We start from the raw sequence: 26,891 nt of genomic DNA, 5'->3' as shown, positions 1-26,891 counted from the left end.
TATTACTAATATTAATAGTTGAGAGCCTGTCGGTGCGTATTTAGCGTACTGGACGGGCCTTTTTTATCTGCAAAACAGCTTGATGCCGACATTTTTTTCCTATACAGTGTGTTGTGTAGAGTATGAAGAGAGTAGAACTAACCATGTAAATGGTAGTTAAAAGAAGATGTTACCTCATGGGGGAGTAAAAGGTTGAAGAATAAAGGAATGAAAGACAGCTCGGCCTATGATGACCGTACATATGAAGTTAGGAATGATAATCACGCTGAACGCGTGCGTCTTTATGATCAGCATTCGTTCGAAGGCATGGACTGGCCCGATACAGAGGACGGCAGATATGCCAGAGCTTATCTGGAGCCTATGATGCTGGACGGGACCCAAAGCTTTATGTCCAACGTGGAAACGACATTGTTGCTCGCCCGGATTGATGATCTCGTTATTCCGCTGACGGTGAATGATACAGAGTATGATAATGCTTATGTTTGTTCGCCATATACGCATTATGTGAGTTACGCCAAGGAGGAACTGACCATGTTGCAGAAGCCTGTGTTGGAAAAAGGTCTTTCTGTGCTGCTCAGTCTAATAGGTTGGGGAATGAAGCAATCGCAGATCAACAAAGTTGTGCATGTGAACAACTGGTTGTTGTCCACCAATCTGTATCCAGCCATGTCCGGTGAACAGGCAGAATGTTTGCTTACAGCGGTACAAGAGCGATACCCTGAGCATGTCATTGTGTTTCGCTCCTTGTGTCCGGGACTTCATCCCGATCTGACGGCGAGGCTAACGGAAGTGGGGTGTCGACTAATTCCGAGCCGACAAATCTACCTGTACCATGCGCATGATCCGAATTTTGGCAACTCGAAATCGCGCTGGCTGTTGAAGCGGGATTACGAATTATTGGCCAAGCACGACTACGAATTCGTTTCCGAGTCAGATATGACGGATGCAGATATTCCGCGAATTGTGGAATTGTACAAGCTGTTGTACCTTGAAAAATACTCCTATCACAATCCGCAATTTACCGAGCGTTTCATTGCTGCTGCGATGGCATCAGGAACACTCAGACTCTATGGACTGCGAAAGGAGGGGCGCCTGGACGCGGTGATGGGTTATTTCTGCCGAAATGGAATCATGACAACGCCACTGTTTGGTTACGATACGGCGCTGCCCCAGTCTGTAGGACTATACCGCATGTTATCGGCATGCCTGATCGGACAGGCTCGCGAGAACGGCCATCTGTTACATGAGAGCGCCGGGGCTGCACAGTTCAAGCGCAATCGCGGTGCTGTGGCGGATTTTGAATATTCCGCTGTGTATGAGCGCCAGCTTTCATGGGGCAGACGCTGGTGCTGGCTGCTGCTTGATCGGTTGCTGAATCGCATAGGTGTTCCGCTGATGCGCCGTATGAAGCTGTAAACAGACATAATAACGTTTTACGCTGCCCTAGGAGGGGGTGTGCATACAGGTTTGACTGCACACATGCACAAACAACTGGTTATCGTGATACGCACACTCATTTCACAATCGCCTAATTAAACATGCTCTGCGAGTTGTACCTCGAAGCCGTCTGGATCTGTAATGTATATAAAACGCAGGTGCGGATTGGGCTGGATGGGGCCGCGTACAATTGGAATATTCAGCTCTGCTAGTCGTTCCATGGCTTCATCCAGCGAGTTCACCTCATAACCGATCGACACGCCGGCCTCTGGTTTAAGAATGGATTCACTGCCCTCAATCAGTTCCAGCTTGGCTTCATTCTCCATGCCCAGCATGGCAATCTGCCGTCCGCGGCTTTCGAATTTGCGCTGAATTGGAAGTCCAAGCATGTCGTGGTAGAAACTGAGTGAAGCTTCCAAATTACTGACCCTCAGCGTAATCCAGTTTAATTTGATCAACATGGGTGAATCTCTCCTTTTTCTTGCATCATATGTATTTTTGTTACGTTCATTATACGATAGGCGCTAGCAGGAACCTACTCCTTAATAATAAACAGTAAAATAGCTGCCGAAATATTCGGCAGCCAAATGGTGTAATCTCCTATAGTTCCAGCAGTTCTAGCGAATTATTGAATCAGATCAACGGCCGTCTGTGGTACAAATGCCTCTACACCGTTATAAACAATGACACCCTCCAAAGTTGTCTTTTTGCCGTTTACGAGTGCAATATTTTTGTAGATTTGCAGTTCCAGCTTGGTGTTGCCTTTGGTAACGAGGATCTTCGGATTTTTGGCGTCCGTCAGGTCCAGTTTGTACGTCGCGCCTTTGGTCGTAAATGCCTGTTTGGCAGGTACAAACAATTGTTTGCTCACGCTGTCGAGATCCAGATCCAGTACTCGTGCCATATATTTGGCGACATCCGTGTTATCAATCACACCGAATGGACGGTCATTGTTCGGAGCATACGTGTACAACACGACATCTCCACCTGTATGACCACCGGTTGTCCAGCCAATCCCTGCACGTTTGCTGATCATTGGACCGATTGCATAGTTAAGACTGCCTGGCTCGGCCGCTTTAATTGTGGCAATCTCTTCGGAAGTCAGATCGGTAATACCGTAGTACTGTTTCATCACTGCTTTGATGTTTGTCCGCTTCGCATTCAACTTCGCTTCAACGCCTTCGCCTGTCAGCTTAGCCTTTTTCAAAGGTCCGATAAATGTAGACAATGGCTCTTTGTCATAAGTGCCGGAAGTTGCGTTGTTACCAATGGTGAGTCCACCATTGCCGTGGTCCGTAACAGCCACAACGGCAGTCTCTCCATCGGCTTTGGCAAAATCCATGGCTACCTTTACGGCATCGTCAAAAGCCAGCACATCACTGATAATACCAATAGGATCATTGGCGTGAGCTGCCCAGTCCACTTTACTGCCTTCGACCATCAGGAAAAAGCCGTCTTTGTCTTTGGAGAGAACTTCAATGGCTTTGGATGTCATCTCGGCAAGGCTTGGCTGCTTCGCAGGATCACGGTCCATATGATAAGCCATGCCTGCGGGTGCAAACATACCCCACAGTTTGTTCGAATCGGATGCTTTCATTGCAGCCGGTGTAGTGACGTAATCGTAACCCAGTGCCTTGATGGACGAAATCAGATTCTCGCCGTCTTTGCGTCCGGCTGGCTCAAGATATTTGCTACCTCCACCCAACACAACATCCATGCCATTGTAGACCTGTTGTTTGCTGAGTGCATCGTAGTTTTTACGATCCGGATAGTGAGAGGAGAAGTCCGCTGGTGTGGCGTGCATAATCTCGGATGTAGCGATAATGCCAGTTGCTTTACCAGCCAGTTTGGATGCTTCCAGTACGGAAGCGACCGGTTTTCTTTCGTCTCCAGGCGCAATAGCCTTTTGTCCAGGCATCGTAGCTTTGTCCGGCAGTACACCAACAAATCCGGTATGAGATTTATAACCTGTTGCAAAAGCAGTTCCGGCAGGAGCTGAGTCTGCAATCGGCGCATCGGCGGAGTGAGTCCGAACCATGCCGCTTGCCATGGAGTCCAGTGTCAAGGATGAGCCTTTATACCAACGAGCCAGAGCGGTAGCATCATTAGCCATACCGTCAGGAATCAGAATAATTACATTTTTAATCGGTGATGCAGATGTTGTTGAGGTGGTGTCTTCCACAGCCCACGCTGCACTGCTTCCTCCGAGTGTAGCCGTAACAATTGTTGTCACCGCGAGCATCATTTTGGCTGCACGGACATTAAACCGGTTTAACATGAATGCATCCTCCTAGAATATATGTATAGTTTGGTATCTCAAACCAAGTGTATACAACAATTGCTAAACTAACGTATGAAATGGGTTAACTATATGTAAAATTTACGATTAGTGAAGGGTGCTGGAATTCAGGTGAACTGTTTTTACTGTTACTCCTTTTAGAGATCGTATGATGACGATTTTGAAAAAGGGTGTTGCGAACGCTTACATTATGTGCTAACATCACCATAACAACAGGATTGTAACCGTGTTTAGGGCAATACCTGTGTCAGTTCATTCGTTGGTTGTTTGTTCATCAAACGATTGATTGCGTTTACATTTTCATATGGAATGAACCTCATTCCTCAGGGTTGTTACTGATTGCAGGCAAAACCTGAATTGAGGGCAGTAGACCACGCTAAAGCGATGTCTGTTTGCCTTCGGTTCAGGTTTTTTTATATAAAAAAATGCCTGATGGCATGACCGCAAGCGCCGTAGCAGATATTTCGAACAGAAAGGAGCGCAGCAGATTTAATTTTTCATAAATAGAGATATAGACTCATCCAGACATTGGAATACTGATTTTTAGATACGCATTTCAACTGAACATTTCCAATGAACTTATCCCATCACACACTATTCGACAGCGAGGAGATTTATGACATGAAAACCATTAAACGTTCGATTGCCGTAGCAACCATTTTGGGGTTATGTGTATCCGCTCTACCAGCTTATGCAGCAGGCAATACAGCATCCTCTTCTTCAGCAGCGATGGACAAGCTGATCCAATCCGAACTTATTCGTGGCAGCGGTCAAGGTGTTAATGTAGCTTATCTGAACAAAAAGGCAACACGTATTCAGGCCGCAGTACTTTACTTGCGTTTGTCCGGATTGGAGAAAGAAGCACTCGCCTATCAGGGATCGGAAACGTATGACGATGCGGCTCAGGCGGGCAAAGTATTGCAACCGGTCGTTGGTTACTTAAAGCAGCATCCGTATGTGGCTGAGATCGTAACAGGAACGGAGAAGTTTGAACCTAATGCACCCCTTACAGCGGAAGGTTATGCCGAAATGCTGCTGAAGGTGCTTGGATATGAAGCAGGTACGGATTATGAGCAGGGAACGGCTTCCACCTACGCGGCTGGTAAGGGAATCAAGGCACTTCAAGGAAAGGGAGCGAGTCAACTTACCAACTGTCTGATGGCAGAGGCAACCGCACAGGCATTGCAGATACAGCTCAAGAATGGCAGTGGAACTTTGGAGCAGAACTGGTTGAAACATAAAGGAGCTGGGGCGTTCCAACCTCAAACGGTGCAACAGACCAAGTATGGCGCGATTGATGGCAAAACCTATAAGCAATATGGCACGCTCGGCTGGCTTGGTGTTCCTTACGCGAAACCGCCAGTAGGTGAACTGCGCTGGAAAGCCCCGCAAGAACCGGCATCATGGACAGGAACCAGATCGGCTAAGGAATTTGCAGCGAACAGCTTGCAGATCTCCGGCAAGACGACAGCGGGAAGCGAAGATTCGTTGTATCTTAATATCTGGCGTCCCGACACAACCAGTTCGAAACTTCCGGTTATGGTGTTCCTGCACGGCGGCGGGAATATGACCGGATCAGGTAAAGATTTTCAAGGTGAACAGCTTGCACGGAGTACCAACAGCATTATCATTTCCGTGAATTACCGTTTGGGAGCCCTTGGATTCTTCGAGAATGCAGCGCTGAAAACAGGCAATGCCCTGGATGACTCAGGTAACTATGGTCTGCTTGACGCATTCCGTGCATTGGAGTGGGTGCAGGATAATATCGAAGGGTTTGGCGGAGACACAGGCAATGTTACATTAGCCGGACAATCTGCTGGTGCACGTGATGTGCTGGCAACTCTGATCTCTCCACTTAGCAAAGGACTGTATCAAAAAGCAGTTGCTTTCAGCGGAGGATTGACGACAGCATCACCGGAAGAAGGCGAACAAAAATCCGAGGATGTACTTGTGAAGCTACTCGTGCAAGAGGGAAAAGCGGCTAACGCAGAAGAAGCAAAAGCATGGATTGGTAAACAATCTCAGGCACAGCTGGAGAGTTACCTGCGTGCACTGCCTGCGGACAAGTTGGTCACAGCGTTTGGTGCAACGGCAATCCGTATGGACCCATTCCCGCATCTGTTCCGTGATGGCACAGTGATTCCAAAAGAAGGGTTTGACGCCATCAATAATGGAAATTATAAGAAAGTTCCTGTATTGCTCGGCAGCCTGGAAACGGAGTTCTCCGGATTTGCCTTCGGTGATCCAAACTTCTCTCCATCCATCACGGATGAAACTCTGTTTACTGATAAAACCAAGGCGGAACAATATGCTGCTGCGTTGAAATACGGAAGCGAAGCTTATGCAGGCTTTAATGCAGAGCGTGTAGCGGAGCAATTGACAAATGAAGCAGGTCAGCCACCGGTATATGCGTATCGTTTTGCATGGGGTACACAACCTGGGGTCATCTCTGAGCGTTTGCTCACGTTACTGGGCGCACCACATGGTGCGGATATGGACTTTTATACAGGACACGCAGACGGAATTGCTGCCTATTTCCCTGAGGGGTACTTTAGCGATACAAACAAACCAGGACGTGATCAGTTGTCCGCCGCGATGGCAGCATATCTGAAGCAGTTCCTGTACACAGGCAATCCAGGTACGGGTGGATCACCTGATCTAACGGCATGGACACCTTGGACGAAAGATGCCCAAGCCCCAATCATGCGTCTGGATGCAAGTAATACAACCGCAGAGATTGGCATGTCCACACAATATAATCAAGGCAAAGACGCCGTTATGGCAAAGATGAAAAAAGAATTGCCTGAAGAAACGTATAAATTGTTGACGGAAAAAGTGTTCGCAGGTCGTTTTTTCTGGGAATAAGAATCACCGGATAGGAAGGTATATATAGATAAATTGAAAGCCAAGAGAGCATGCTCTCTTGGCTTTTTTATACTGTTCGTTATGCTTAAATATGGTATTGTTGTAAATATAAATTAATAAGATATGGGAAAGGGGAAAACGTACATTATGGATGGAGCTAGTAATTTTGTTATTGCTGGGATTATAACTCTATTGATTTTCTTTATTATGATGGGCCTCGTATTATATCTGGTTTTCTATCTTGTGATGAAGAGGTCTGGTGTCAAAGAGGAAGTATCCGCATTAAGGATGGAAGTACGAGTATTACAAGAGGAAGTCGAGCGGAACAGGCGGGAATTGGAAAATATAAAGCGTCGATAACCTTTGCAGCATTATATGTGGGTACATGGAATAGTGCGTTCAATAGTATGAGAGGTTAGGGGCTTCATCGCCCCTTCCTACTCAATACAAAGTGAAAATGTTCATTTCAGTCTTTACATACCGAGTGCACTCGAACTATTTCTTGGCAAAAAAACTAAGCGTTCCGGTGCTCTCATCTGCACTTACAAACAGGCTGCGTCCGTTAACACGATGGATTCCTTCCGGTGATTCTCCGGCTGTAGGGATTAGACCCAGGTAGTCCGGATTGACCGGATCAGCAAGATCGAAGAACAAAATGGCATCTGCCCGTTCGGAAGCTACCGTGGCATATGTTGTGCCGTCTACAGTAGCAACGGTCAGATTCTCCACTTCACTGCCTTTATTGGGACTGCGATCGTCCGGGTACAAACCAACCATGGCGGTTGCCTCGTCAATGAGGTTCTGACTATCGTACATCCGCTGGCCTTGCAGATCCCAGACAGCAATATTGCGTCCGCCCGCTTTTACACCATCCTCAAATTCATTCTTGCCCAAGTCCCCTTCATTAGCTGTCAGCAGGTATTTACCATCTGCCGAGAAAGCAATTCCATCCGGTTCATAACGAGCTGTCAACGTCTCTTTAAACTGAACGATACCATCATCTTTCAGATCTGCTTGATGTGAAGTGGTACCCAGAGCGAAGATTGAGCTAATTTTTTTTGTCTCCAGATCTACAATGGCAATGACATTGTTTTCCTGTAACGTAATGGCTGCTGTTTTACTATCTGGACTAATGGCAACATACTCCGGTTGTGGATCATGCGGATAGATGGCGCCTTCTACCTTGTCCAAAGAGACCGGCAAGTTGGTGATTTCACCCTCCAATACGTTCCCGCCAGCAAAAGATACAACCATAATGCTACCCGGACGTTTGGTGTTGGCATAGTCAATTTCATCGGCAGCTGTATTCAGCTCTTCATCCTCTATCGCGATAACCGCATGCAGACCGTCAGGTGACAGTGCAATGGAGTCAGGACCAATGCCGAGTTCATACGTTTTGACGGTTTTGTAGGTTGTCAGATCCACAATGGCAAGCAATCCTTTGTTTGCTTCGCTATCTGTATCCCCTGTACGAATAATAGCAAGACCGTATTTACCATCTTTGGACACGGTTACGCTTGTGACTTCAGCTTTGGCGGAGAGGTCATGGAAGCTGACTGTCTTCAGGACATTGATGTTTTTCAAGTCAGCAATATCCAGTATGGCAATGCTACCATTGTCTGCTTCGGTTACGAGCAGGCGCTGTCCATCTGGCGTAGAGGCTGATATTTCTGCTTTGCCCCCAGGCATCTGAAAGGATGCGGTCTGTTCAAAACCGCTTTTATTTTGTTTCAGGATCAGTTGATCCTTAATTAATTTTAGCGTTTGGGAAGATACATACGTTGTACCTTTGGTGATGTAACTTTTACTGTCCAAAGGAGTTTTCACACCGTTGATGGTGGCTGAAGACGTTCCTATTGGAAGTTGTACTTTAGTATCTGCGATCTGGATATCAACGCTGCGACTGCTTCCGTTCCATGTGACCGTACCCTGCATATTTTGGATGGCTGTACGCAGTACGACATGATTATTGGTAGTTTTAGTTACGTCAGCAGCATGAATCATGGATGTGTAGCTGGTTGTTCCTGCGGTAAGAATGGCAGTCATCGACAGAACGGCAAGCCATTGATTTCTCTTTTTCAATGTTCCAGATCCCCTTTATCGTTTCTTGTGTAATGAGTTGTACAATTGTTCTAGTATAGGGAGCTAATGTTAAGGAGAGGTAAGAGAAGTCTGCGATTTGTGTAAAAGGTTATACGTGACCTTCATATATATAGGACTGGTCGAACGGGAGAAAATACGCTAGAATTAATTGAGAATCATTATCAATTAATTCGGACTTTCTTTACTGATGAGTCTGATCAAGATATAGGCGAGGTGAATACCATGCGCATGGATGATGCATTAGGCGTAGTATATCAGCATTACCTGACCCAGGAACCTTACAGTCAGCAAGATGAACACACGTATCTGCTCTCTCCCAAGGCGGGTAGCGGTAAGGTCAAAAGAGTGACAACATACAGTGGCATTGAGATTTTATATTCCCAGGTTGAATATCTTCAGCCTTATCCTACGTATTTTGCGTCCGAGACACCCATTGTGGAATTGCAATTTGCCTTATCGGGAGAGCGACATGTGGATATATCCGGTCAGGATTATTCATTATCGCTTGGGCAAGGGGCCCTTATTTTTATGCATGATTTCGAAGCGTGGTTTCATCCTCCGGCAAGGGAGCTGTATACGTCCTTTTCGCTGGGGATTCCGGTTTCTCTGTTCAATTATGCTGCGGCACAACTGGGTGGTTTCAAGTCGATTGCGTTTAATCAGGTGTTGGGACGAAAAGTGTTCAGGCCGATTGTATTTCAATTGGATAACCGGATACGAACGATGATCGACAGTTTGATTGTGGAATTAAACAACAGTTATCGATCATCCTTAATGATGGAAGCGACAGCCTTGGAGATCTTGAATCGATTTATGATCCAACTGTTTGATCTGGCGCCAATCCCCGCGGGATTCTCCAGAGAGGACATCCGGAAGTTACATACGGCACGGGAGATTATGGAGGCCTGTATGGTAGATCCTCCATCTTTGCTAGCATTGTCCAGACAAGTAGGTCTTAACGATTTTAAATTAAAAAAAGGATTCAAGGCACTTTTCGGAAGCACGGTCTTCGAATATTTGCGTCAGGTTCGTCTCGACAACGCCATGAAGCTGCTGCGCAATCAGAATAACAACGTCACCGAGGCCGCGATTGCGGTCGGTTACAGCAATGTCAGTGCCTTTTCGCAGCAATTTTATCGCAAATTCGGCGTGAAGCCCTCAGAGATGAAAAAGATTTATTAATAAATCCGTCTTGGCGTGAATTGTTCCGTATGGAGGCAGTGGGGATTCTTTCCGCCTTGTATACTCCAGGTACAGTGGATACTGTACTGAAATATAGAGGAGTGTATGAGCATGAACCGAATCAGAGGAAGTATTTTTTTTAGCGTATTTGCAGCCATGTTGGGTCTGATGCTGATTGCACCCATTATGCCGCCGCTTATTCGCGAGTTGGGCATGAAAGAAAGCCATTCCGGTCTTATTATCTCACTTGGTTCCATTATGATGGCTGTTATGGCTCCGGTGTGGGGCAGATGGAGTGATATAAGAGGAAGAAAACCAATCATATTGATTGGATTTATAGGTATGTCTGTGAGCTGTGCATTATTTGCACTGGCATTGTACGGGGGATTAAATGCATGGATCGGAGGGGGAGTATTGTTAACCCTTCTGATTGTGACGCGCAGTCTGATCGGCATGTTCATTCCGGCGGTGCTGTCTTCTGCCCAAGCCTATATGGGTGATGTGACAGAAGGTGAAGAGCGGGGAAGCGGGATGGCGATTATCAGTGCTGCGAATGGACTTGGCCTTGTATTTGGACCAGCGATTGCAGGAGCTTTTACACTTATCGGTCTGCTCTGGCCGCTTTATTTTGGCATTTTTATAGCGATCGCTGCGTTTATTATTGCCTTGCTGTTAATCCCGTCAGCCAAACCGGTCATTCAGGCAAAACCGCCTAAAGTAAACCCGTTCCAACGTGGATTACGAATGTACCTTGCTGCCGGCTTAGTCACGATGATGGGTATCATGACACTACAGGTTGTCGGGGGATTTTATTTTCAGGATCAACTGGCTCTATCCTCAGCGGCGACTGCCCGAATGGTTTCGTTTGGACTTATGTTCTCTGGAGCAGCGATGTTGATCATGCAGGTCATTCAGATGAAATGGTTGAAATGGAAGTCACGCCCAATGATTTTGCTCGGTTCCCTTTTCCTGATCGCAAGCATGATCCTTTTTTTGGTCTTCAATATGTTATCCATGTATTATTTCTCGTTTTTCCTGTTTGGCATGGGTTCAGGTCTGATGATGCCCGGGTTCATGGCAGGTGCTTCGCTGGCAGTTAGCAAAGAACAGCAGGGAGGTGCAGCGGGATTGGTAGCAGCGATACAGGGGATATCCGCCGTCATTACGCCTTTACTTACAACGACACTTTATCAGGTGGACAAACATGTTCCATTTATGCTCGTAGCTGTTCTGGTTATCTTGCTGGCAATCATGATGCTGGGAATGCGGAAGAATGAATCCAATACTGTAACGGACCCCATTCATTCGTTATAGTCAGACAAAGTCAGAAGATCAAATAAGGTCAAAATAAAAGAAAAAAGGATCTATTTTAAAATAGTGAACCATGGTGAAAGAAAATCGGTTTTTTTCGTCTTTTACGGACTTTGAGCCTTAATTGCACGGGTATTATAATAATCAATGTAAGCAACACCAATAAACCAACCACATAAAAGGAGCTGATTTTCATGTTTGATCTGATTCCGTTTCGTAAGCGAAATGAAGACCCGTTCGGACACATGTTGAAATCCTTCAATGACATGGTTGAGAACTCATTCCTCTCCCCTTTTGGAACTGGCTCCCAGCCATTCCGGACCGACATTCGTGAGGAAGAAGACAAATATTCGGTAGAAGCCGAGCTTCCGGGCATTGCCAAAGAGGATATAGACATTCAGGTTCAAGGTAATGAATTGATTATTCGTGCCAAACGCAATGATATAGTGGAGCAGAAGGATGACTCCAATCGAATCATACGGCAAGAACGCCGTTCCGGCGAATTTATCCGGCGATTCTATGTTGATCATATTGATGAGGAGCACATTAAGGCCAAATTGGAAGAAGGTGTGCTGAAGCTCGAAATTCCGAAACGTCCTGGTGATGATCAATCTCGCAGACGCATTCAGATTGACTAAACCAGATGCAACATGTGTAGCTGAAGAAGTTGAGCTATCCCTTCATGTTGTCCCATGAAGGGATTTTTTACATAACCGGGTTAATGGAATTGAATATGAATTGTGCTGCATAGGAATGTAGCGGAGAAGCCGGATACGGCATCCAAGTTAACACGAATCTGATCGGCTGCATAAGTGAAACTTAGCTGTAAACAAACGTTAGATGCCTCCACAGGGGAGAACATCTCTTGCTGAATATGTTCAAAATGGAAGTGCACCTGCTGTTCCCATTCCTGATCAGCATTATGCGTTAGCACAAGAGAGAGGGATTGTATATTTTGGACTGTTTCCAGCTGCACATCCGTAATTTCGTCATAATGGAAGGGAGGGAAATAGCCCAGAGTTTCGATTACATGCTGCGCTCCGAGAATGGAAGCCAAAGGAGAAAATTCGCGTTCCAACCTCCGAATATCCATTAACTGTGCCTCGTACTGAGGACTTGTATAGAGCAGGAGAGAGTCTGGTTCGCATTCCACGACTGTTCCGATAAAAGCAGCCCAGTTCGCGGTACCTTCCTCACCAACGGTAACAAGCAGTCGATCTTGAGCAAGCAAGTCGATTGCCCTATTGGTATGGAATTTTACTCGAAAACCTTGTACTTGTATCTGCCAGGGAGTCTGGGGTGCATACCAGAAAGGTTCCCGCTCTACGGATCGGACGCTGACATTTAATGTCCATGCTCTGTTCATTAGACTACCTCCAATTGCCACAAGCTGCGTGGCATCATCTCCACCTGTCTGTATTATTTCTCTGCTGCTGCTTGCATCAGGGCATATATCTTACGTGTGGTATTCACATTTCTAACCGTCATATAAGCATAGACTTTGGAACCCACAAGCTTGTTCATGCCACTTTTGGATGCATCTTCTCTGCTGACTGAGTATAAAATCGCTCCGGGAACATAGATCAGTGTGCCGATTTCCGGTTTGATGGGCAGTTGGTCCAGCACAGAGGGCTCATTGATCTCATCCCAAAGGAACATCACATCACTTTTGGCGGTGTCATCATTAACCCATTCTTCTGGCAGCGCCTGAATAACGCTATGGATTTCATCCATATTCCGCACCATAACCCTGATCTGTAAGCCAAAATCGGCAGCGATGGCCTGTTCTAACACATGGGATATCTCCACATTCGCATTGGCACGTTCCTGATGATCGGCAAAAATAATATTGCCAGAGTTGATGTAGGTAACAACATCCAGCATGCCTGCTTGTTCAAACGTTTCTTTCAGCTGCTTCATATTGATTTTATTGTTCCCGCCTACATTAATGCCTCGTAGCAAAGCCACATAGATCATATGGGCACCCCTCCAATTCCTTCAATTCACCGTTTTAACAAAAGGACAGATATTCGAAAAGATGAGCAGTATACTCTTCTCCCAACAAATCTTGCAATAAAGGTTCCACTTGCTCCAGATACTCGGGCTTGGTTTCATAGGTTTCTTCATCTTTTACTTCTCCGGCATAGGTGCGCGCCGCTTCAATCAGGATGGCTAGTGCACTGAAAAAGTCTGATAGCGAATCAGCAACACGGTTTGGTTCTCCACCTGTAAAAGCGGCATATACGGGAGAGTTTGGTGCTTCCACATCTACAATTAACGGATCATCGTTAAAGTTTGCGATGACGACGTGATTTTTTGGCCAAGTGGAGGACTCCTCATAAGGTTCATTCATGCCAATCCAGCGGAAACCCAGTTGCTGCCGAAGCAGATGTTCAGGTGCGACAAAGGAGATCAGCGCTGCATCACCGATTTCGACGGCGGCATTTTTCATTTTGAGTGTACCTTCCGCATCCGCATCCATCATTTCATAATGACTGTACAGATACTGAAGTTCTGGAGAAAGAGGTATTCGTGTATCCACTTCCGGCTGGTGATGTTGTTCGCGGGGACGCAGATCATGATTTTTGAAAAGTCCATAAGCTTCATTATATAAATCCTGCTGTTCCACAAAACGGCTTAGGGCCGCATCCAGTTGTTGCATTCTGTCTGATTCCTCCTACTTGTGTAGTCTGATCGTAATTGATCCGTTAACGCTGGATGCCTGACCAGAAGACATTCCAGGTGATTGCCAAAGCTTGTTCATAGGATTGCCGTGTCTCATACACGAGCTGTACATCCAATCCATCCATCACGGTGACAAAAGCTACGGTGGCTTCTTCCGGACTCAGGCGTATATCAGGATGTCTGGTAAATACGGCTGCCAGCTCTTTCTTCAGTGTCCCGAGGTACGTTCGATACTGGGCCAGTACAAAATCATGCACCTCCAGTGGTGTGATAAAGGACAGGATATACATAAAAGCGACGTTTGGATGAGTCAGAAAACGATTTTTGTGTTCATGCAAAAAGGCATATAGCTGCTGATCCAGAGCATGGGTTTGGGTAACAGAGTCGCTGAAAAATTGGCGTACAAACTGTTGTTCCTCCTGCACAACTTCCTCATATAACTCCAGCAATAATGCTTTCTTGGATGAATAGTGATAAGCCAGGGATTGCTTGCGAATGCCTGCCTCTTCGGCAATCTGCGCCATCTTGGTCCCCTCGTAACCCAGACGATTAAAATGTTGAATGGCAATTTCCTTGATTCGTTTTTTACTCAATGTCTACCTCCAGTTGGCGAGCGGTATACCTCTGCTGTTTTTGGGAGTATACCAAATATAACAAGATATATACCACAAAAATACCTATAGAGATAGCATACACCACCGTATAGGAAAATGCAGAAGCCACCACGCCCAGGATCAACGAACCACCGCCAATTCCGAGGTCAAAGAAGTTAAAGAAGGAAGCCATCGCACTTTCGTGCTCATGTTCATCTACAAGATTCACACACCAGGTCTGAATCGCCGGGAATATGGCACCAAAACCAAAGCCGTATAACGCGCCGGCGATCAGGAATTGCACATTACTCTGGGCGATAATCAGAACCAGTAGTCCCGCGATTGCAAACACGGCAGAAGGTAACAACACGGAACCTGGTCCCCATCGATCAAACATTTTCCCCGAGAACAGTCGAACGGCGAAGCTGGCGATGGCAACGATGAAGAAAAACCAGGCTATATTCTCGAATCCTCTTTCGGCAGCAAATAAAGCCACAAAGGACATGATTGAACCCGCTGCAATACCAACAAGCATAATGAGGAGAGAAGGGAAGAGTACCTTCTTTTCAATCAGTTTCACCGAAGGTACATGAGTTTGCATGGACTCGCTACTACCTCCTGTTTTCGGCTTTCTGGAGACAAACACTGTCATCAGGAGAGCTAACAGCAAAATGCACATACCTCCCATAAACAGGCTCTGGTAGTCGTACCTAAACAACAGGCTTGTTCCAATCAAAGGACCGATGGATATGGCGACCGTCTCCCCTACGCCGAAATACCCCATACCTTCTCCCCGGCGATCTCTTGGTATGTTTTCAGTGGCAATCGTTGCAAAATATGTCGTTGCCAAACCAAATCCGAATCCGTGGATCACTCGAAATATAAGAATCATCCAAATACCTGACGATAGGTAGTATGCACCTGTCATTAATGCACAGATAGTGATGCCGATAATTAACAGATATTTTTTATCTATTCGAGATGCCAAAACAGAAGTGAAGGGTCGAATCAAGATGGCAGAGAACATAAATACGCCGGTAACAAGCCCAATTTGGGAGGCTTCGCCACCAAGACTTGAGACAAACAAAGGCAAGGTGGGAAGCAACATTTCAAATGCCATAAACAATAATGCGTTGGCTAACATGATGAAAATAAATGATCTTCCCCAGAGTTGCTGAGGTGTAGGACTGAATGTTGAAGTACTCATGGTTTTCCTCCGTAATGTTGATCTCTGTCGCGCGACATGTTGAACTGATTTTACCTGACGGTAGTCAGATTGTAAAGCGCACATTCAGAGCAGGGGTTCATTATTTTTTGGTGGGTGAGAGAAGTATTAATAATTTTTAATTCATATCCCAACATTTTCCGGTATAATAACCAGATAAAATGATTCAAGTGAATACTACCTCGGAGAGGTGATATGCAATGACGGTTAATATACTTGTAAGAAATAATGTTAAGGTACTTGGCTCGGGTAGCCAAACGATTGTATTTGCTCATGGTTTTGGATGTGATCAGGATATGTGGCGTTACATTATTCCAGGTTTTATGGAGAACTACCGTGTGGTGTTGTTTGATTATGTTGGATCTGGCGAATCTCAAATTAACTATTATGATGCTGTCAAATATAGCAACCTTCAAGGATACGCTCAGGATGTGCTGGAAATTATGGAAGCGCTTGAGCTAAAGGACACCATATTTGTCGGGCATTCCGTCAGCAGTATGATTGGTATGCTGGCATCCATTCAGAAACCCAAATATTTCAAAAAAATTATAATGTTAGGGCCCTCCCCACGTTACGTGAATGATCTGCCGAATTATTATGGAGGTTTTGATCGGAATGATATCGATGAATTACTTGAGATGATGCAGATGAATTTTATTGGGTGGGCGAGTTATTTGGCACCCATTGTGATGAACAATCCGGAACGGAAAGAGCTGACGGAAGAATTGGAGAAAAGCTTCTGCTCCAGAGATCCGCATATTGCAAGACAATTTGCCGAAGTGACGTTTTTATCTGACTGTCGTATTGATCTGGAGCAGGCAACTGTGCCAACATTGATTCTTCAGTGCTCGGATGACAGCATTGCCCCGGTAGAAGTAGGGGATTATTTACACGCTCATCTGAAGAATAGCAGGTTGCAACAGATGACGGCCAAGGGACATTATCCGCATCTAAGTCAACCGGAAGAAACCATCCGAATGATTAAGGATTATTTAACGAGCGCATAAAACGCGGAAGAAAGGCAGTTATTCCATGGATATACAATTAGATCTGGCTCCCTGTGGATACTTTTCTATCTCTGATTCGGGCGTCGTACAGTCGGTTAATCAAACTTTGCTTACGATGCTTGGATATGAACGCGATGAGCTCATAGGGCAACATATTGAATCCACCATGTCGGTGAGCAATAAGGTATTTTTCCATACGTATTTCTATCCTTACATCCAGTTATATGGACATGTGGACGAGATGTATTTCACGTTTCGTACTCGTGATCAGCAGGCTGTTCCCGTTCTGCTTAACGGTGTTCGTCAGACTCGTAACGGGGAGAGTGTGGTAGATTGTGTCGTTGTAGTCATGCGTAAGCGAATCGAACATGAGAAGGATATTTTGCATACCAAAACCAAACTACAGGAGCTGTATCAAGCGACGCAAGAAGCGAATAAAGAACTTGAACGACTGCATGAGGAATATAAAATTAAAGAGCAGGCGTTAATTAAAGTGAATGATCAGTTGGAGACACTGGCCTCCACCGACTTGTTGACAGGATTGAAGAACCGCAGGTTTTTCCAGGAAAAAATGTTTGAAAGTTTAATGATGTTTCAGGAGAAACAACGTTATTTCTCCCTTCTCGTTGTGGACATTGATCATTTCAAAAGCATTAATGATACGTACGGACATCCGATCGGGGATCTGGTGCTAGGTAATCTGGCAGGGCTGCTGCAATCGGTGTCGCGAAGTACGGATGTGGTTGCACGTTACGGCGGGGAGGAATTTGTTATCATTCTTCCAGGTTGTGAAGAGGAGCAGGCGATCGGTATCGCAGAACGATATCGTTCACAGGTTGCTTCAGCCGACTGGAGTGAATATAACATTACGGTGAGTATCGGTGCGGCCACTATAGTAGAGGAAGATACAGAAAAGTCCTTGTTCCAAAGAGCGGACAACGCCCTGTATGCCTCCAAAACCGGAGGACGAAACCGGGTGACACATGCAGCTCAGATGGTAAGAAGTTAAGGATTGGATTGCATCAAAAGAAACGAAAAGGAGCCTGTGCACATGGGGGAAGTGATCCCACATGCACAGGCTCCTTTTATTTGCGTGAAACAGATTGACTAAGTTGAGATGACAGACTCAGGGTTGATTTATCGCGGAGCAAGGTAACCATACGCCTTAGCTTGAGAATTCGCCTGAGGACGAAAATCTTCGCTCGGTTCATCCATAAATGCCGGGTTCACATATATGGAGTGTGCATCATTGCCAGATCCCTTGATGTAGGCGGCGATGCCGGAGTAGGCTTTATTTTTCCAAACCCACAGGGCGTCTTCCTGCTCTCCTGGTGAATAATAGACATTATGGTCAAACACATTGCCGGTATTGCTAGTATATTCGTTGTATATTAGTACTTCCGAGCTGCCCGATACGAGAATGTTACGCATGAACGTATTGTTCTTTGTCCGTGACTGCATGAATAACTGTCCATTGCCTGCATTCAGGGTATCATTCCCTATAAGTGTATTGTACATAATCTTGCTATCCTCGGTAGCTCCTCGTTCCTCGTCATAACCTCCCATGGCAATACCCGTCAATCTGTTGGAATAAATCAGGTTATCACGCACGGTAATGTTGCTGGTCGAACGTCCGGCATGTTCCGAGGCAATCTCAATTCCGATATCGCTCCGATATACCCGGTTCTGGTCGATGATATGATCTTTCCCGCCATCTACATAGATGCCGCCCGCCGAGTTGGTATCATTGGGCAGGTCTGTACCGTAGGAGGGATTGTTATTGGACGTAATATCGTATACTTCGTTGCCTCGTACAATGCCGTTCCGAGCCTGATCGTACGTGTCGTCCTCGGACGTACCCTCGTACCCGATCAGATCAATACCAATATTGTCGGAATCATGGATAATATTGTCCTGTATGGCAAAGGTATCGACATTACCGTTGACTGCAAGTGATTCGCTGGAACCAAGTGTAAGATCATACAATTCATTATCCTTGATGATGATATCGCGTAATGCTTGCGGGTGCTCTGTGCCATATATGGCAATACCGTGGGCATCCCTGCCCCGCAAATCGGGACCTTCAGGAGGTGCGTAACTAGAGATCGCGTGTATGGTGTTGCCTAACAGCTGAATATGCTCACCTGCTCCGTGGACATAGATCCCGGTTGGAACCTGGCCCCCAAGTGTGGTTGTAAAATTACGAATTTCGAGATTCTGAATCGTGATATAACTGGCATTTTCAATTTCAATTAACCCTTCAATGCCCCGAACAGATAAACCTTTACCATCAATGATAACCTGCTCCTGAGGATAACTTGAAAATAGCGTTGGATTAGCGGAAGAATTACCGCTCCGGGTGATTTTGACTTTCTGATGATAGACACCTTCACGCAAATATATGATGCTTCCTGGCGAAGCATGGTCTGCTGCGTGCTGCAACGTTTTCCAAGGAGATTGAATGGTGCCTTTATTCGAGTCGTTTCCTTGGGGTGATATGTAATGGATGACCTGGGGATCAGACTTATGAACAGAAACGGGTTCCTTCATGGCAGATGTATGATTCTGACAACCGGATACAAGCACCATCAGAATCGGAATCATAAGTATAACTACGCGAATCAAATCGTTTCCCCCTTGAATTTAGCTTTGAAGCTAGGTCGTGTCTCAAAACTCGCTGAAGTGCATCTTTTTCCGCCTTTTCGCCCCCTGCTGCGTCACTTTCCCTTGACGTGCCCCGGCACGCCTGCGGAAAACTTCCTTGCTTGGAACGAAAATTCGGCAAAATCTGCTTCCTTCGGAGTTTTTAGACACGCCCTAGATTATAGCAGATTTGAACGGGTTAATAACCCATGATATGCTCTTATAAAATCAGCGAGGAGACTGCTCATGAATACATTAACTGTAGCTGAATTAGTAGATCGGGAGAATCACGCGTGGGAAGAACTCAAGGAACTCCTGGATAGTGGGCAAAATACATATGTGTATGTTCCAGCAAAGCAGGAGGCTGGAACGGATACCCTCTATCGTCTGCAAATAAGTACCAAATCCTATTTGGGGGCTGTTGCTTATGAGACAGAAGGTATCGTACTGGACCATGGCTGGATCACGCTGCTTGGTGCGGGTGGTGACAGTACATCTGGGAGTCTCACCAGTTGGAATGGGGTAAGTGAGCAACCTTGGGTAGATGTGCTGGAGGGTATGATGGTCGTTGCATATGATGCGGCAGGCGGTTTCTTCGGACTGGATACAGGCAAGTATGGCCGCACGGGACACATTTATTATTTTGCACCGGATACACTCGAATGGGAATCGACAGAACTGGCATATTCAGGTTTCATCAACTGGCTGGCAAATGGCGATCTGGAGCAGTTCTATCAGACCTTTCGCTGGAAAGGCTGGCAAGAGAATATGTCTCAGCTACAGACAGGTCAAGTATTCGCGTATTACCCACCACTTTGGACGCAGGAAGGTGGCGGCGAGAGCAGCAGTAAAGCCCCAATTAGCATCATGGAGGCCTGGAAGTTCGCACTGGACGGTAAATAGTTGGCATGCTGCTGTAGGATGAAATCAGGAAAGTAACCGGGAAGTTCAAGTTCATTGAGTGATCCACTTTTTAAAAAAAACGGCATTTCTGTTCCAAACTAAAAAAGGCTCGCGCTTGGCGCGGGCCTTTTTGCTCTGAACTTTAAACCTCAATTATCAATTGTCCAATGTAACAGGTTTAATGCCTGAGCGTGAAGCTCTGCTATGCCAGATGGTCAGCCCGAGTGAAACAACACAGATGAGCAACAGACAAGCATACACCACATGATAAGCTTCCTCTACTGATACTCCCGGAATGCTGTGCAACAGCAACCCACACACGGCTACAGATACCGATCCACCGAAGAACTGAATCAATTGTAACATCCCCATTCCTGAACCAATCTGTGCCTTGGGCAGCACACGTGACGCTTCATTATTCAATGAAGCCATGGATGCCGAGAGTGCCGGTGAGAAAAAGAGATAACCACTGGTAATGATCAGGGCGGATTGATCAAGTACGAGCATGAATAAGGCAAGTACCGCTGCGAGCAGAATGTGTCCGATGATCATAAACCGCATATTGCCATAACGGTCGATCCAGCGTCCGACGAAACGGGTGCAAAATGCTGCAACAATGGCTCCTGGAGCAATCAGCAAACCAATGGCGAGTGATGAGCGTCCATATAGATCTGCGAGCACAAGCGGCATCAAAAACAGATTGCCCAGATTCACGACCAGCACGCAGAACCCGATAAGGATTAAGCGGGTGTACCCTGGCGTTCGGAATACTTGTGGATTCACAAACGGAAGACTCGCTTTCCGAATATACAAGAGGTGTGCAATAAGCGAGATAACGCCGATGGTAAACCAGAACCAGGATTGCTGGGTGATCGCGACGAGAAGTGTAGTGGCATTTATGACGGTTAATATGGCACCAATAACATCGAACGGCTGATCTGTTTTGACGGATTCACGGGGGAGAAAATAAAGCAATATAGGCAGGGCAAGCAGGACAAGCACGGTTATGGCAAAAAGTCCGTTCCACCCCCAGTACTCGCTAATGAGTCCGCCGACAATGGGGCCAAGTCCAAAAGCCATGGCGCTACCTGATGAGATCAGTGCGATAGCAGCTCCGCGTCGTTCCACCGGGATGTAACGACTTGCAATGACGAGACCCAGCCCGGCCATAACTCCTGCACCCGCAGATTGTAGTATGCGTGTCAGCAACAGGATCGCGAAGTTATGCGCGAACAACCCCAGCAATGAAGATAACCCGAGGATCAGGAGCCCAACCGTTAACAGTTTGCGTACCGGGATACGGTCTGACAATCGACTGTAAATCACCGTAGACAGGGCGTAACCAATCGAATAACTTGAGATGACCCAAGACCCCAGGTCCGAGGTGATTTGAAGATCATGAATAATGACTGGCAAAGAAACATTGAACATGGTGGTGTTCATCACAACGATGAACAAGCAACACGTCCAGAGTGGCATGACAATTTTATCTTTCACGGTACCATTCCTGTCTTGTGTATGAATATGAATTCGGATAAAACCTCAAAGGAAATTTTGTATAAAAGCAATATACCATTTTACACTCCATTTCATCATATGGCAATAATGTCATACTGATTCATTCGGATGTGATGAGTATAGAGAGATATTAATAATAAACAATAGACGGATTTCCTGAATTTAACTAAAATGATCATTGAACATACATAAGCGGATGGATCAGCGGTGAGGTAATTAGATATGTAAGTTATTAGCATGTTGAAAATGAAGGAGATTATACCCATGACTCATGCATTATTAATGTCCCACAGCGTATTTCCGACGCTGGATATGAAGCGCACCGCGCAGTTTTATGAAGAAAAGATGGGCTTTCGAGTCGTCGAATATCTTGATGCCGAGGAACCTCATGTATGTCTTTATCGTGATCTTACCGAGATTATTTTGACCCAAAGCAATGGACAGAAGGTCATTCCCAACAGAGAATTATATGGTTATGGATATGACGCATATTTTATTACCCAGAACCAGGAAGAGCTTCAACAGGAATTGATCAACGCAGATGTGAAAATCGTACGTGTCTTGAATCATACAGACTATAATAACAAGGAGTTTGTGATCGAGGATATCGATGGAAGATGGATCGCTTTTGGCATAAAACAGGGGTGATTTAGATACATAAACAGGCGCTCCGATAACGGGCGCCTGTTTGTGCATACGTACGATATCTGCAGATCTTATGCCGCAGTAACTTGTTTGCCACGATTGCGAATCCACTTGATGACATCCATCAGTATGACAGCGACAAGAGCAAGTCCGCCTGCAATCAGGAACTCATTCCAGCCGAATGTATCCGGGATGGCGAAGACGCCGCGAACACCTGGAATCAGTGTAATTGCATAGAGACAGAGACATACCAGGATGGAGCCAAGCACGAATTTATTGGTCATAAAGCCCACCTGGAAGATCGTCTGTGTGTTGGAACGTGCTGCAAATGTTTGCAGACTGCGTGCCAGAATCAGGGTTGTGAAGGCCATAGCCACACTGATTTCCTCCGAAATACCAAGTCCAATATATTGAGACACAATAACAGCTGCACCAATCAGGACACCACGTGTAATCACAGCCTGCAGGGTTCCACCTGCGAAGATACCCTCGTTAATATCACGTGGTTTACGCCGCATGACATCTGGCTCTGGTTTCTCTGTACCCAAAGCAATGGCAGGCAGGGAGTCGTTCACCAGATTGATGAACAGCAGCTGAAGGGCCGTAAACGGATTAACCCAGCCGACGATCAAGGCAAACAAAATGGCGATAATGGCGCCGAGGTTACCGGCGAACAGGTAAGCGATAGCTTTTTTGATGTTATCAAATACCATCCGCCCAACACTGACCGCATTTACAATGGAGACAAAGTTATCATCCGTCAGAATCATGGCAGCCGCATCCTTGGCGACATCCGTTCCGCTACCCATCGCTACGCCGATGTCGGCCTGTTTCAGCGCAGGTGCGTCATTAACTCCATCTCCGGTCATCGCTGCAACCTTGCCTTTGCGTTGCCATGCACGCACGATCCGGATTTTATTCTCAGGTGATACTCTGGCGTATACCGAGATGTGTTCAAGTTGTTGATCCAGCTCTTCATCAGACATTTTGTCCAGTTCGGCGCCGGTAATGGCGAGATCATCCGGTTCGGCAAGGCCGATATCCACACCGATCGCCTGAGCCGTCGTTTTGTGATCTCCGGTGATCATGATGGTGCGAATGCCCGCTTTTTTGGACTCTTCAATCGACCCGTATACCGCTTCACGCGGTGGGTCAATCATCGCTGTCAGGCCAACTAGTGTCAGATCATGCTCGTCATCAATGGTGACCTGGTTTTTGTCATCAAATTTTTTGTACGCATAGGCCAGCACACGGAAGGCACGCTTCGAGAAGGCCTCATTTTTTTCTTCAAACTGTGTGCGAATCTCGGGTGTGAGGGGCTGAACCTCACCGTTGATAAATACATGACTACAGCGGCTGAACAGCACATCCGGTCCACCTTTGGTCAGCAAAGCCGTCTGTCCCTCGAAGGTATGCACCGTACTCATGAGTTTTCGATCCGAGTCAAAAGGAAGCTCAGCTTCACGCGGGAACTGGTCACGGATTTCATTGTAATCCTTGTTCACCCGGTTGCTGAAGGCAATGAGAGCCACTTCGGTTGGATCACCCAGTTCCTTGCCTTCCTGGTTAATATTCGAATCATTGCAGAGCACTGCAATATGTAACAGACGTCGTTCCTCTTCCGACCACTGATCGGGATCATCGGGGAATTCATCCTTGGTACCATGGGGAATGTAATAATCAACGACAGTCATCTTATTCTGAGTTAGTGTTCCTGTTTTATCCGTACAGATGATACTGGCAGAACCGAGCGCCTCCACGGCAGGCAGTCTGCGAATGATCGCATGTTGTTTGGCCATCTTATTCGTTCCGAGTGACAATACGATCGTCACAATGGAGGATAACGCCTCAGGAATGGCAGCAACCGCAACAGCTACGGCAAACATCAGTGCATTTACGATGGAAGGCCCGATATTCTCCGTACCTTCGGTCAACCATACACGACCGGCTTCTATGCCAAAGATGAGAATCGACAACCCCAGGATGAAAAAGCCCAATTTTTTGCTGAATGATTCCAACTTACGCTGTAACGGCGTATTCTTGGCTTCGGCATTTTCGATCAGTTCGGCAATTTTACCAATTTCCGTCTTGAGAGCCGTACCTGTAATGACAAGCATGCCTCGTCCATATACGACCAGTGAGCCACTGAAGGCCATATTGCGACGATCTCCGATTGGAGCTTCATCCGGGATGGCATCAGCGTGTTTTTCCGCAGCTTCGGATTCTCCGGTCAACATGCCTTCGTTGATTTTCAGACTTCCTGATTCCAGGATACGCCCGTCTGCGGGGACATAATCACCTGCATCCAGCATAACAATATCACCGGGAACGAGTTCCCTCGCTGGAATGGTCTTTTTCTGCCCGTCACGAATGACTTTGGCTTCGGGTGCAGACATTTGTTTTAACGCGTCGAGCGAACTCTCGGCTTTTTTGGTCTGAACTACACTGATTACCGCGTTGAGCAAAATAACCAGGAATATGATCAACGATTCAATCAGGTGTCCAAGTACAACCTGAACCGCAGCTGCAATCAGCAGCACGATGACCATCGGATCTTTAAAATTTTCGAGGAACAATTTCCAGACAGGTGTTGCATCTTTCCCTTTTAATTCGTTATATCCTTCGGTTTCAAGTCTCTTGGCAGCTTCGGAGGTTGTGAGTCCCTTGGAGGAACTCTGTACATCCTGAAGGGTTTCCTCCGCACTGTGTCTATAATGTTGCAATTGACCAGCTCCTTGAATATTAGATTTCTCTGTGTATTACCCTTACGGGCAAAATCTAGAATCGTTTCATTTTCGTATTTTTTTAAGATTATGGATTTATACATTTTTAGCTGTACACAGTATTTTTCATAATGATTCGAGATATGCCTTTTTTTGAATGTTATTATTTCCAGTTTGGATGATATCTGGAGAACCAAATACAGATATTGGATCAGAAACTGTGTGCACCATCACACTAGCTCATATCAGGGTCTGTTACGCTATTACATAACGAACTGCGTTTAATCTAAGTTTGGAGGGGAATCATATGTTTTGTTATCAGTGCGAACAGACGCCGAGTGGCGGGTGTACCGTGGTAGGGGTATGCGGCAAAAACGAAACAATCGCAAGTTTGCAGGATACGATGATTTTTGCGTTAAAAGGTATCGCTGCTTATGCGACACATGCACGCCAGTTGGGATATCATGATCCTGAGGTGGATCGGATTACACATGAGGCATTATATATGACATTAACGAACTCGAATTTTAATGTACAGGAACATCTGGAGATGGCGATGAAGGTAGGTAATGCAGCCATCCGCATTATGGATGTGCTGGATCGTGCGCATACGGACCGCTTTGGTGTACCGCAACCGATTACGGTTAGCCAGAACCAGATTGAAGGACAGTGCATCGTGGTGACAGGACATAATCTGTATGCATTGGAGGAGCTGCTTCGTCAAACCGAAGGGAAAGGAATCAACATCTATACCCACTCGGAAATGTTGCCTGCGCACGGTTATCCGGCGCTGAAGAAATATGCCCATCTCAAGGGTAATATCGGTAAAGCATGGTACGATCAGCGCAGACTGTTTGAACAATTCCCGGGTGCTATTCTTGCAACAACCAACTGTGTTATGCCGATTAAAGGCACCTATGCAGACCGCTTTTTCTCATACGAAGTGGCGGGTCTGGAGGGGGTTGCCAAGATTATGAATGATGACTTCTCACCGCTGATTGAGCGTGCATTGTCACTGCCTGCGGCTGATGTACAGTCGGAGCAAGTCTTAACGACAGGATACCACCATGAGACCGTGATTGGGCTTGCGCCCGAGATTATTCAAGCGGTGAAAGATGGCCATATCCGTCGATTCTTCGTTATTGCAGGCTGTGATGCACCAGGCAAAGGCGGCAACTACTATCGTGAACTCGCGACATCATTGCCAAATGATACCGTAATTCTGACGACATCCTGTGGCAAGTTCCGCTTCAACGATGTGGATTATGGTACGGTTGGAGACACGGGTATCCCGCGTTATATCGATCTGGGTCAATGCAACAATTCCGGTTCTACGGTGAAAATCGCAATGGCTTTAGCGGATGCTTTTGGCTGTACTGTAAATGAGTTACCTGTCAGCATTGTGCTGTCCTGGTTTGAGCAAAAAGCAGTTGCGATCCTGCTTGGCCTGTTCAGCCTCGGCATTCAGGACATTCGCATTGGACCAAAACCACCTGAATTCATATCCGAAGGTGTCTTGGATGTACTCGTGGACATGTTCGGTCTGAAGTTAATTACAACAGCAGAAGAAGATATGAACGCGATGTTGGCACTGTCATAGGATGAGGATGTATATTTACATGTAGAGTATGACTCATAAGTAAAGATGGATAAGAGCCTACATAAGAGTAGGCTTTTTTGCTTTTTCGACCTTCATAGGTCAATATACCTTGTATAAATAAACATGCAATGTCAGGGAAATTAGTTTTTTTA

Annotated in this window: 21 protein-coding genes; 10 read left to right on the top strand and 11 right to left on the bottom strand. The window is 46.1% G+C overall.

The window, feature by feature from the left end:
• Window positions 1-192: 192 nt before the first annotated feature.
• Complete coding sequence (locus ACETMN_RS25030) at window positions 193-1,416, top strand: GNAT family N-acetyltransferase (RefSeq protein ID WP_411735254.1); 1,224 nt, start codon at window positions 193-195, stop codon at window positions 1,414-1,416.
• A gap of 116 nt (window positions 1,417-1,532) precedes the next feature.
• Here ACETMN_RS25030 and ACETMN_RS25025 read toward each other — a convergent pair whose 3' ends face one another.
• Window positions 1,533-1,898 (bottom strand): VOC family protein, encoded by a 366-nt coding sequence (locus ACETMN_RS25025; RefSeq protein WP_411735253.1) that lies wholly within the window; start codon window positions 1,896-1,898, stop codon window positions 1,533-1,535.
• A gap of 164 nt (window positions 1,899-2,062) precedes the next feature.
• The gene (locus ACETMN_RS25020) at window positions 2,063-3,715 is read right to left on the bottom strand and encodes an alkaline phosphatase (protein WP_411735252.1); all 1,653 of its coding nucleotides are present in this window, start codon (window positions 3,713-3,715) and stop codon (window positions 2,063-2,065) included.
• A 642-nt stretch (window positions 3,716-4,357) separates the two neighbouring features.
• On the opposite strand from ACETMN_RS25020, the gene ACETMN_RS25015 reads away from it, so the two are divergent.
• Complete coding sequence (locus ACETMN_RS25015; protein WP_411735251.1) at window positions 4,358-6,601, top strand: carboxylesterase/lipase family protein; 2,244 nt, start codon at window positions 4,358-4,360, stop codon at window positions 6,599-6,601.
• A 495-nt stretch (window positions 6,602-7,096) separates the two neighbouring features.
• Here ACETMN_RS25015 and ACETMN_RS25010 read toward each other — a convergent pair whose 3' ends face one another.
• Window positions 7,097-8,683, bottom strand: coding sequence for a choice-of-anchor I domain-containing protein (locus ACETMN_RS25010; protein ID WP_411735250.1), 1,587 nt, complete (start codon window positions 8,681-8,683; stop codon window positions 7,097-7,099).
• 243 nt (window positions 8,684-8,926) lie between these two features.
• Here ACETMN_RS25010 and ACETMN_RS25005 point away from each other — a divergent pair, with 243 nt between their 5' ends.
• The 3 genes from ACETMN_RS25005 (at window position 8,927) to ACETMN_RS24995 (ending at window position 11,835) form a co-directional block, all read left to right on the top strand.
• On the top strand, window positions 8,927-9,886 hold the full coding sequence (locus ACETMN_RS25005) for a helix-turn-helix transcriptional regulator (RefSeq protein WP_091013614.1): 960 nt from the start codon (window positions 8,927-8,929) through the stop codon (window positions 9,884-9,886).
• A gap of 111 nt (window positions 9,887-9,997) precedes the next feature.
• Window positions 9,998-11,200 (top strand): MFS transporter, encoded by a 1,203-nt coding sequence (locus ACETMN_RS25000; protein WP_411735249.1) that lies wholly within the window; start codon window positions 9,998-10,000, stop codon window positions 11,198-11,200.
• A 191-nt stretch (window positions 11,201-11,391) separates the two neighbouring features.
• Window positions 11,392-11,835: an Hsp20/alpha crystallin family protein gene (locus tag ACETMN_RS24995; RefSeq protein ID WP_036617413.1), complete on the top strand. Its 444-nt coding sequence runs from the start codon at window positions 11,392-11,394 to the stop codon at window positions 11,833-11,835.
• A gap of 80 nt (window positions 11,836-11,915) precedes the next feature.
• On the opposite strand, the gene ACETMN_RS24990 is transcribed toward ACETMN_RS24995, so the two are convergent.
• From ACETMN_RS24990 to ACETMN_RS24970, 5 genes are read right to left on the bottom strand one after another with little or no spacing between them, the layout of a single operon-like run.
• Window positions 11,916-12,563, bottom strand: coding sequence for an Imm50 family immunity protein (locus tag ACETMN_RS24990; RefSeq protein WP_341073764.1), 648 nt, complete (start codon window positions 12,561-12,563; stop codon window positions 11,916-11,918).
• A gap of 53 nt (window positions 12,564-12,616) precedes the next feature.
• Window positions 12,617-13,174: a DUF1697 domain-containing protein gene (locus ACETMN_RS24985; RefSeq protein WP_105599872.1), complete on the bottom strand. Its 558-nt coding sequence runs from the start codon at window positions 13,172-13,174 to the stop codon at window positions 12,617-12,619.
• A 34-nt stretch (window positions 13,175-13,208) separates the two neighbouring features.
• Window positions 13,209-13,859, bottom strand: coding sequence for a hypothetical protein (locus tag ACETMN_RS24980; protein ID WP_192133508.1), 651 nt, complete (start codon window positions 13,857-13,859; stop codon window positions 13,209-13,211).
• A gap of 46 nt (window positions 13,860-13,905) precedes the next feature.
• Window positions 13,906-14,475, bottom strand: coding sequence for a TetR/AcrR family transcriptional regulator (locus tag ACETMN_RS24975; RefSeq protein ID WP_091013628.1), 570 nt, complete (start codon window positions 14,473-14,475; stop codon window positions 13,906-13,908).
• On the bottom strand, window positions 14,468-15,682 hold the full coding sequence (locus tag ACETMN_RS24970; RefSeq protein ID WP_091013631.1) for an MFS transporter: 1,215 nt from the start codon (window positions 15,680-15,682) through the stop codon (window positions 14,468-14,470). The genes ACETMN_RS24975 and ACETMN_RS24970 overlap by 8 nt, the downstream gene beginning before the upstream one ends.
• A 218-nt stretch (window positions 15,683-15,900) precedes the next feature.
• Between ACETMN_RS24970 and ACETMN_RS24965 the strand changes: the two genes are divergently transcribed.
• A complete protein-coding gene (locus ACETMN_RS24965) occupies window positions 15,901-16,707 on the top strand; it encodes an alpha/beta fold hydrolase (RefSeq protein ID WP_192133511.1) in 807 nt (268 codons plus the stop codon).
• 25 nt (window positions 16,708-16,732) lie between these two features.
• Complete coding sequence (locus tag ACETMN_RS24960; protein WP_091013636.1) at window positions 16,733-17,716, top strand: sensor domain-containing diguanylate cyclase; 984 nt, start codon at window positions 16,733-16,735, stop codon at window positions 17,714-17,716.
• A 128-nt stretch (window positions 17,717-17,844) separates the two neighbouring features.
• On the opposite strand, the gene ACETMN_RS24955 is transcribed toward ACETMN_RS24960, so the two are convergent.
• Window positions 17,845-19,311: a DUF5123 domain-containing protein gene (locus ACETMN_RS24955; protein ID WP_411735248.1), complete on the bottom strand. Its 1,467-nt coding sequence runs from the start codon at window positions 19,309-19,311 to the stop codon at window positions 17,845-17,847.
• Between the two features lie 285 nt (window positions 19,312-19,596).
• On the opposite strand from ACETMN_RS24955, the gene ACETMN_RS24950 reads away from it, so the two are divergent.
• The gene (locus tag ACETMN_RS24950; protein WP_091013641.1) at window positions 19,597-20,253 is read left to right on the top strand and encodes a DUF2625 family protein; all 657 of its coding nucleotides are present in this window, start codon (window positions 19,597-19,599) and stop codon (window positions 20,251-20,253) included.
• Between the two features lie 156 nt (window positions 20,254-20,409).
• Here ACETMN_RS24950 and ACETMN_RS24945 read toward each other — a convergent pair whose 3' ends face one another.
• Window positions 20,410-21,750 (bottom strand): MFS transporter, encoded by a 1,341-nt coding sequence (locus ACETMN_RS24945; RefSeq protein WP_411735247.1) that lies wholly within the window; start codon window positions 21,748-21,750, stop codon window positions 20,410-20,412.
• Between the two features lie 285 nt (window positions 21,751-22,035).
• Between ACETMN_RS24945 and ACETMN_RS24940 the strand changes: the two genes are divergently transcribed.
• Entirely contained in the window at window positions 22,036-22,419 is a 384-nt protein-coding gene (locus ACETMN_RS24940; RefSeq protein ID WP_179198419.1) for a VOC family protein, read from the top strand.
• A gap of 68 nt (window positions 22,420-22,487) precedes the next feature.
• Here the strand turns inward: ACETMN_RS24940 and ACETMN_RS24935 are convergent, their stop codons facing one another.
• Window positions 22,488-25,139, bottom strand: coding sequence for a cation-translocating P-type ATPase (locus ACETMN_RS24935; RefSeq protein WP_411735246.1), 2,652 nt, complete (start codon window positions 25,137-25,139; stop codon window positions 22,488-22,490).
• A gap of 307 nt (window positions 25,140-25,446) precedes the next feature.
• On the opposite strand from ACETMN_RS24935, the gene hcp reads away from it, so the two are divergent.
• Window positions 25,447-26,739 (top strand): hydroxylamine reductase, encoded by a 1,293-nt coding sequence (gene hcp / locus ACETMN_RS24930; protein ID WP_091013647.1) that lies wholly within the window; start codon window positions 25,447-25,449, stop codon window positions 26,737-26,739.
• Window positions 26,740-26,891: the final 152 nt, after the last annotated feature.

Origin of the sequence: Paenibacillus sp. M2, from assembly GCF_046713495.1 — a bacterium.
Classification (GTDB): Bacteria; Bacillota; Bacilli; order Paenibacillales; family Paenibacillaceae; genus Paenibacillus; species Paenibacillus amylolyticus_B.
Note: the sequence above shows the minus strand (reverse complement) of the source record. Positions and strands in the feature narration are given on the sequence as shown.

Coding starts and splice junctions, on each gene's coding strand:
- ACETMN_RS25025 (WP_411735253.1), bottom strand. CDS start 1,898: ATGTTGATCAAATTAAACTGGATTACGCTGAGGGTCAGTAATTTGGAA.
- ACETMN_RS25020 (WP_411735252.1), bottom strand. CDS start 3,715: ATGTTAAACCGGTTTAATGTCCGTGCAGCCAAAATGATGCTCGCGGTG.
- ACETMN_RS25015 (WP_411735251.1), top strand. CDS start 4,358: ATGAAAACCATTAAACGTTCGATTGCCGTAGCAACCATTTTGGGGTTA.
- ACETMN_RS25005 (WP_091013614.1), top strand. CDS start 8,927: ATGCGCATGGATGATGCATTAGGCGTAGTATATCAGCATTACCTGACC.
- ACETMN_RS25000 (WP_411735249.1), top strand. CDS start 9,998: ATGAACCGAATCAGAGGAAGTATTTTTTTTAGCGTATTTGCAGCCATG.
- ACETMN_RS24995 (WP_036617413.1), top strand. CDS start 11,392: ATGTTTGATCTGATTCCGTTTCGTAAGCGAAATGAAGACCCGTTCGGA.
- ACETMN_RS24990 (WP_341073764.1), bottom strand. CDS start 12,563: ATGAACAGAGCATGGACATTAAATGTCAGCGTCCGATCCGTAGAGCGG.
- ACETMN_RS24985 (WP_105599872.1), bottom strand. CDS start 13,174: ATGATCTATGTGGCTTTGCTACGAGGCATTAATGTAGGCGGGAACAAT.
- ACETMN_RS24980 (WP_192133508.1), bottom strand. CDS start 13,859: ATGCAACAACTGGATGCGGCCCTAAGCCGTTTTGTGGAACAGCAGGAT.
- ACETMN_RS24970 (WP_091013631.1), bottom strand. CDS start 15,682: ATGAGTACTTCAACATTCAGTCCTACACCTCAGCAACTCTGGGGAAGA.
- ACETMN_RS24965 (WP_192133511.1), top strand. CDS start 15,901: ATGACGGTTAATATACTTGTAAGAAATAATGTTAAGGTACTTGGCTCG.
- ACETMN_RS24960 (WP_091013636.1), top strand. CDS start 16,733: ATGGATATACAATTAGATCTGGCTCCCTGTGGATACTTTTCTATCTCT.
- ACETMN_RS24955 (WP_411735248.1), bottom strand. CDS start 19,311: ATGATTCCGATTCTGATGGTGCTTGTATCCGGTTGTCAGAATCATACA.
- ACETMN_RS24950 (WP_091013641.1), top strand. CDS start 19,597: ATGAATACATTAACTGTAGCTGAATTAGTAGATCGGGAGAATCACGCG.
- ACETMN_RS24940 (WP_179198419.1), top strand. CDS start 22,036: ATGACTCATGCATTATTAATGTCCCACAGCGTATTTCCGACGCTGGAT.
- hcp (WP_091013647.1), top strand. CDS start 25,447: ATGTTTTGTTATCAGTGCGAACAGACGCCGAGTGGCGGGTGTACCGTG.